At 64.6% G+C, this 6,225-nt stretch carries 7 protein-coding genes; 5 read left to right on the forward strand and 2 right to left on the reverse strand.

Annotated features, from left to right (window positions below):
* The 3 genes from EN994_RS13885 to EN994_RS13895 all read left to right on the forward strand — a co-directional run.
* Nucleotides 1–738 (forward strand): pitrilysin family protein (locus EN994_RS13885; protein WP_164745908.1); only part of this gene is annotated, 738 nt, incomplete at its 5' end.
* Entirely contained in the window at nt 738–2,258 is a 1,521-nt protein-coding gene (locus tag EN994_RS13890; protein WP_244514289.1) for a pitrilysin family protein, read from the forward strand. The genes EN994_RS13885 and EN994_RS13890, both read left to right, overlap by 1 nt.
* Nucleotides 2,255–3,124 (forward strand): patatin-like phospholipase family protein, encoded by an 870-nt coding sequence (locus EN994_RS13895; RefSeq protein WP_013532353.1) that lies wholly within the window; start codon nt 2,255–2,257, stop codon nt 3,122–3,124. Before EN994_RS13890 ends, EN994_RS13895 begins: the two co-directional genes overlap by 4 nt.
* A 39-nt stretch (nt 3,125–3,163) precedes the next feature.
* On the opposite strand, the gene EN994_RS13900 is transcribed toward EN994_RS13895, so the two are convergent.
* Nucleotides 3,164–3,706: a dihydrofolate reductase family protein gene (locus EN994_RS13900; protein WP_063167724.1), complete on the reverse strand. Its 543-nt coding sequence runs from the start codon at nt 3,704–3,706 to the stop codon at nt 3,164–3,166.
* Nucleotides 3,707–3,885: 179 nt separating this feature from the next.
* Complete coding sequence (gene efp, locus EN994_RS13905; protein ID WP_013532351.1) at nt 3,886–4,455, reverse strand: elongation factor P; 570 nt, start codon at nt 4,453–4,455, stop codon at nt 3,886–3,888.
* Nucleotides 4,456–4,572: 117 nt separating this feature from the next.
* Between efp and epmA the strand changes: the two genes are divergently transcribed.
* Nucleotides 4,573–5,613: an EF-P lysine aminoacylase EpmA gene (gene epmA / locus EN994_RS13910; protein WP_063167725.1), complete on the forward strand. Its 1,041-nt coding sequence runs from the start codon at nt 4,573–4,575 to the stop codon at nt 5,611–5,613.
* A 112-nt stretch (nt 5,614–5,725) separates the two neighbouring features.
* A partial coding sequence (locus EN994_RS13915; protein ID WP_127307594.1) for an FAD-dependent oxidoreductase occupies nt 5,726–6,225 on the forward strand: 500 nt, incomplete at its 3' end.

Raw genomic sequence — 6,225 nt, forward strand, 5'->3', positions numbered from 1 at the left:
AAATACTACCGGCCCAATAACGCCGTGCTGATCGTCGCCGGCGATGTCGAACCGGACACGGTGCGGGCGCTGGCCGAAAAGACCTATGGCAAGGTGGCGCGCGGCCCCGATCTGCCGCCCCGCATCCGCCCGGTCGAGCCGGAGCAGAACACCAAGCGCACGGTCACGCTCTCCGATGCCCGCGTCAGCGTGCCGAGCTTTTCCACGCAATGGGTGGTGCCGTCCTATCATTCGGGAAAGCCGGGCGAGGCGGAAGCGCTCGACCTCTTGGCGGAGATCCTCGGCGGCGGCAATCGCAGCCGGCTCTACCAGGCGCTTGTCGTCCAGCAAGGTATCGCATCCAGCGCCGGCGCCTTTTTCCAGGGCACCATGCTCGACGACACCAACTTCACCGTCTACGGCGCGCCGCGCGGCGATGCCAGGATTTCCGACGTCGAAGCGGCAGTCGATGCGGAGGTGGTGCGCATCGTCAAGGATGGCGTGACGCCATCGGAACTGGAAAAGGCCAAGGACCGCTATGTCAGGTCGATGATCTTTGCCCGCGACAAGCAGGATTCCATGGCCAACATCTACGGTTCGACGCTGGCCACCGGCGGCAATGTGCAGGACGTCCAGCAATGGACGGACCGCATCCGCAAGGTCACCGCAGACGAGGTCAAGGCGGTCGCCGCGCGCTATCTGGTGCTCGCCCGGTCGACGACCGGCTATCTCTTGCCGCAGCAACAGGCGGGGAATTGATGATGAATTCGATCCCCGTGAGCGAGGCAGCCCCCTCATCCGGGCGCTTCGCGGCCACCTTCTCCCCGCTGGGGAGAAGAGGCTGGCGCCAGCGCTGGCAAGCTCCTCTCCCCGTCGGGGAGAGGTCAGCCGAGCAAAGCGGAGGCTGGGTGAGGGGGAGCGCCGGCTTCCGCGATTGGTCGCTGCCGACGATTGCCGCATGGCGTGCACTCACCACCCTCTTTCTCTCCATCCTCTTCCTCATCCTGCCGGCGCTCACCGCGCGGGCCATGGAGATCCAGTCCGTCACCTCGCCAAAGGGCATCACCGCCTGGTTGGTCGAGGATTATTCCGTGCCGGTCGTGGCCATCCGCTTCGTCTTTGGCGGCGGCTCGACGCAGGATCCTGTCGGCAAGGAAGGACTGGCCAATCTGATGACCGGCCTGTTCGACGAAGGCGCCGGCCCGCTCGATAGTGAAGACTTCCAGATCAAGCTCGACGATGCCGGCGCCGAGATGAGCTTCGACGAGAGCCGCGACGGCATCTACGGCTCGATGCGCATGCTGGCCGAGCAGCGCGACCAGGCCTTCGACCTGCTGCGGCTGGCGGTCAACGAGCCGCGCTTCGACCAGTTGCCGATCGACCGCATCCGTTCCCAGATCCTGTCCGGCATCATCGCCGGCGAAAACGACCCGGACACGGTGGCGCAGAACAAATGGGCGCGCGCCCTCTATGGCGACCATCCCTATTCCCGCTCCGATCAGGGCACCAAGGAAAGCATCGCCGCCATCACGTCCGATGATCTGAAAGGCCTGCACAAAGCGGTGTTCGCGCGCGGCGGCCTGCATGTCGCCGTAGTCGGCGCCATCGACGCGGAGACGCTGAAGAAGAAGCTCGACATGGTGTTCGGCGACCTGCCGCAGAACCAGGCGCTGAGGCCTGTGGCCGATATCGACCCGAAGCTGGCGCAGCATATCGAGGTCGACTACGACCTGCCGCAGACCTCCCTGCAGCTCGCCTTTCCCGGCGTGAAGCGCAAGGCGGCGGATTTCTTCCCCGCCGTGCTGATGAACGAGATCCTCGGCGGCGGCACCTTCACCTCGCGCCTGTTCCAGGAAGTGCGCGAAAAGCGCGGACTGGCCTACAGTGTCAACTCCTCGCTCATCAACCAGGACCACGCTAACGCGTTGATCGTCAGCACCGGCACCCGGTCCGACCGTGCGGCCGAGACGCTTGGCATCGTCCGCGATGTCGTCAAGCAATTGGCCGAACAAGGCCCGACCGAAGCGGAACTGGCGGCGACCAAGAAATACATGATCGGCGCCTACGCCATCAACAATCTGGACTCGTCCAGCGCCATCGCCTCGACATTGGTCGAGTTGCAGCTCGACGATCTCGGCATCGACTACATGCAGCGCCGCGCCGGCTACATCAATGCGGTGACGCTCGAACAGGTCAAGGCGGCGGCGAAAAAGCTGCTGACCACCGAGCCGACCATCATGGTCATCGGCCCGAAACTGGCCGGAGCCGGCAAGGGATGAGCCCCACCTTCGGCATCGCCTTCGGCGGCGGCGGCGCGCGCGGGCTGGCCCACATCCATGTCATCGAGGCGCTGGACGAGCTCGGCATCAAGCCGGTGGCGATTGCCGGCTCGTCGATCGGCGCCATCATGGGTGCCGGCATGGCATCGGGTATGGCCGGCAAGGACATCCACGACTACGCCCGCTCGATCCTCGGCCGCCGCGCCGAGGTGGCCAGCCGCATGTGGCGGGCGCGGCCGGGCACGATAGCCGAAGCCATGCAGAACGGCATCCGCGTCAGCCAGTTCAATGTCGAGCGCATCCTGAAAGCCTTTCTGCCCGAGGCCATCCCCGAAACCTTTGCCGAGCTGAAGATCCCGCTGAAGGTGACGGCGACCGACTATTTCGGTCACAAGCTGGCCGTCTTCGAAGACGGCGACCTGCACTCCGCGCTGGCGGCGTCAGCGGCCATCCCTGCCGTGTTCCGTCCGGTGATGCGCGACGGCAGGCTGCTGATCGACGGCGGCATCTACAACCCCGTGCCGTTCGACCTGATCGAGAACGACGCCGACATCATCATCGGCGTCGACGTCGTCGGCGCGCCGGAAGAGGCCGACCGCAAACAGCCGACCTCCGTCGACCTGATGTTCGGCGCCACGCAATTGATGATGCAGTCGATCATCGCCAACAAGCTGAAGCAATGCCGCCCCGACATCCTGGTCCGCCCGGCAGTGTCGAGATACCGGGTCCTCGATTTCCTGAAGATCGACGCGCTGATGAACGAGACGGTGGATATCAAGGACGAACTGAAGCGGCAGGTGGAGAAGGCGGTGGAGGCGAGGAATAGCGCCGCCATCAAGGGGAGACGGGGCAAGCAGGTCGGGTGAGGATGCATCTCCCCATTCGATCTGAAAGGCTCCAACCGATTACGACTTAGCCGCCACCGGCGCATACTCCAGCGCCACAACGCCGTTGCTGAACGGCGTGGCCGAAATCAGTTCGAGCGACACCGGTTCGCCGCCTGGGAACAGCGGCTTGCCTTGGCCGACGGTGCCGGGATAACTGAGCAGCCTGACGCGGTCGACCAGGCCATGGCGCAGCAATTCCTGCGCGACGCTGAGGCTGCCATGCACATAGATGTTGCCGCCGCTGCCTTGCTTCAGCGTCCTGACCGCTTCCGGCAGCGGTCCCTTCAGCAATTCGGCAGGCTTCCAGTCGAGCGCCTTCAGGCTGTTCGACGCGACATATTTCGGCAGCGCGTTGAACCGTTCGGCAAAATCTCCGGTTTCCGTCGGCCAGGAGCCGGCAAAGATCTCATAGGTCGTGCGCCCCAAAAGCATGGCGCCGGTGTCGGCAAGCTCGTCCTCCTTGAACCTGTTCATCTCGTCGTTCCAAGTCATGCTTGGCAGCTTCTCGACCTCGGCAATGCCATCGACGCTGATGAATTCGGTGACGATAAGTTTTCGCATGGCGTTCTCCTTCTTCGCTCAAAGGACGGACCGCGCAGGGTCATTGCGACACGCTTCGTGAAAAATATCACTGTGCGGGCGGAGGCGCCGCGTTCAAGGGGAGACAGCGGAAGAGGACAAGGGTGAGCCCTGGTGAAACGCAGGGCTGGCCGGTAAACCCGTAACCCCACCGCTCGTCTTCAGTCCTTCGCCCGCTCCACATAAGCCCCATCCGCCGTCATCACCACCACGCGGGTGCCCGGCGCGATGTGGGGGGGCACCAGGGTGCGCACGCCGTTGGACAGCACGGCCGGCTTGTAGGACGACGAGGCCGTCTGTCCCTTGGTCGTCGGCTCGGTTTCCACCACTTCGAAGGTGGCGCGCTGCGGCAGCACCAGGGAAATGGCAATGCCGTTGAACTGCGACACCTGCACGGCCATGCCTTCCAGCAGGTAAGGTGCCATGTCGCCGACCACGGCTTCCGACACCGCCACCTGGTCGTAGGTTTCCGGGTTCATGAAGTGAAAGCCTTCGCCGTCGCGGTAGAGGAAGGTGTGCTCGCGCTCTTCGACATAGGCGCGCTCGACCTGCTCGGTGGTGCGGTAGCGTTCCGAAACCTTCACCCCGTCGCCGATGCGGCGCATGTCGAGCTGCGTTACCGGCGTGCCCTTGCCTGGGTGGATGTTTTCGGCAAAGAGGATCACATAAAGCTTGCCGTCCTTGTCGACGACATTGCCTTTGCGGAGCGAACTGGCGATGACTTTCACCACGGTTTTAAATCCTGCAAGAAGAGTTGACTGGCGTTTGCCGGCTAGTGCGGCGCTGGATGGGGGCCTACCGCATCTTGGCCGCCGCCGCCAGCCCCCTTCCACCATGTTCCGAGCCGCATGACCGAAGCTTCGCCCTGGTGGACGCCTGACGTTCACGCCGACCGCCGCCCGCGGCTGATGCTGCGCAATGGCATCGCCGCCGGCCTGCGCGACTGGTTCGCCGCCCATGATTTCGTCGAGGTGCAAACGGCGGCGCTGCAGGTCTCGCCCGGCAATGAGGCGCATCTGGCGGCTTTCGCCACGGAAGCGGTCGGGCCGGACGGTGCAAGGGCGCCACTCTATCTCCACACCTCGCCGGAATTCGCCTGCAAGAAGCTGCTCGCCGCCGGTGAAACCAGGATTTTCAGCTTCGGTCCGGTCTATCGCAACCGCGAGCGCGGCCCCTTGCATCATCCCGAATTCACCATGCTCGAATGGTACAGGGTGGGCGAGGCCTATGAGAGCCTGATGCTGGATTGTGCGGCCTTTCTGGCGCTGGCCGCGACAAGGACAGGGGCGACTCTTTTCTCTTTCCGGGGCCGCGACTGCGATCCGTTTGCCGAGCCGGAACGACTGACGGTGGCGGACGCTTTCGCCCACTATGCCGGCATCGACCTGCTGGCCACGGTCGCCGCCGACGGCAGCACCGACCGCGACGCGCTGCACGCCGCCTTGACCTATGCCGGCCTGCGCACCGCGCCCGACGACAGCTGGGCCGATCTGTTCAGCCGGGTGATGGTGGAAAAAATCGAGCCGTTGCTCGGGCAGGGCCGCGCGACCATCCTGTGCGAATATCCCGTCGCCGAGGCGGCACTGGCGCGGCCGAGCCAGCGCGACCCGCGCGTCGCCGAGCGTTTCGAGCTCTATTGCTGCGGCGTCGAACTCGCCAACGGCTTTGGCGAACTGACCGACGCCGACGAGCAGCGCCGGCGCTTTGTTATCGAGATGGACGAGAAGCAGCGCGTCTATGGCGAGCGCTATCCGCTGGACGAGGATTTTCTCTCAGCCCTTGCCATCATGCCGCCGGCCAGCGGCATCGCACTCGGCTTCGACCGGCTGGCGATGCTGGCGACCGGCGCGCAAAAAATCGAGGACGTGATCTGGACGCCTGTCGCCTGAGGGCGGAAAGATCTGGCCTATTCGATTCCAGGGATCAAGACTGGACCGTGACCCCGAACCAAGAGACCACATGATCGGTACTGGATTTCAAGGTCAATCGGGAAGATCTACAGTGGCTGCTTCTGAAACGGTCGAAATCGCCATTGTCGGCGCCGGAGTTGTCGGGCTGGCGACGGCACTTCGCCTTGTCGCGGACGGCCGCGAAGTCCTGCTCATCGATCCGAACGAGCCGGGCTCCGGCGCGTCGTTCGGCAATGCCGGAACGATCGCCGAATATGCCTGCATGCCGGTCGGCACTCCTGCGGTGCTGCGGGCATTGCCAAAGCTGCTGCTTGATCCCGACAGCCCGTTTTCGCTGCGCTGGCCGGCGCTGCTGCAGCTGGCGCCATGGCTCGTTCGGTTCATGCGGCAATCGCTGCCGGCGGCCACCCGGGCCAATGCACTGGCGCTCGCCGGACTGCTGGCCGACGCCCTTCCAGCCTGGGAAGACATGGTCGGGGAGGCCGGGCTGGAGGACCAGATGCGCCGCAATGGCTGTCTTTACCTCTATCGCCGCTTGAGCGATTTTGCCGCTGGCGCCGGCGGCCGGGCAATGCGCGCTGGGTTTGGCAT

Origin of the sequence: Mesorhizobium sp. M7A.F.Ca.CA.002.09.1.1 (genome assembly GCF_003998555.1) — a bacterium.
Lineage (GTDB): Bacteria > Pseudomonadota > Alphaproteobacteria > Rhizobiales > Rhizobiaceae > Mesorhizobium > Mesorhizobium ciceri.

Bases quoted from the DNA above. Each gene is read 5' to 3' on its own strand.
- EN994_RS13890 (WP_244514289.1), top strand. From the start codon at position 738: ATGATGAATTCGATCCCCGTGAGCGAGGCAGCCCCCTCATCCGGGCGC.
- EN994_RS13895 (WP_013532353.1), top strand. From the start codon at position 2,255: ATGAGCCCCACCTTCGGCATCGCCTTCGGCGGCGGCGGCGCGCGCGGG.
- EN994_RS13900 (WP_063167724.1), bottom strand. From the start codon at position 3,706: ATGCGAAAACTTATCGTCACCGAATTCATCAGCGTCGATGGCATTGCC.
- epmA (WP_063167725.1), top strand. From the start codon at position 4,573: ATGACCGAAGCTTCGCCCTGGTGGACGCCTGACGTTCACGCCGACCGC.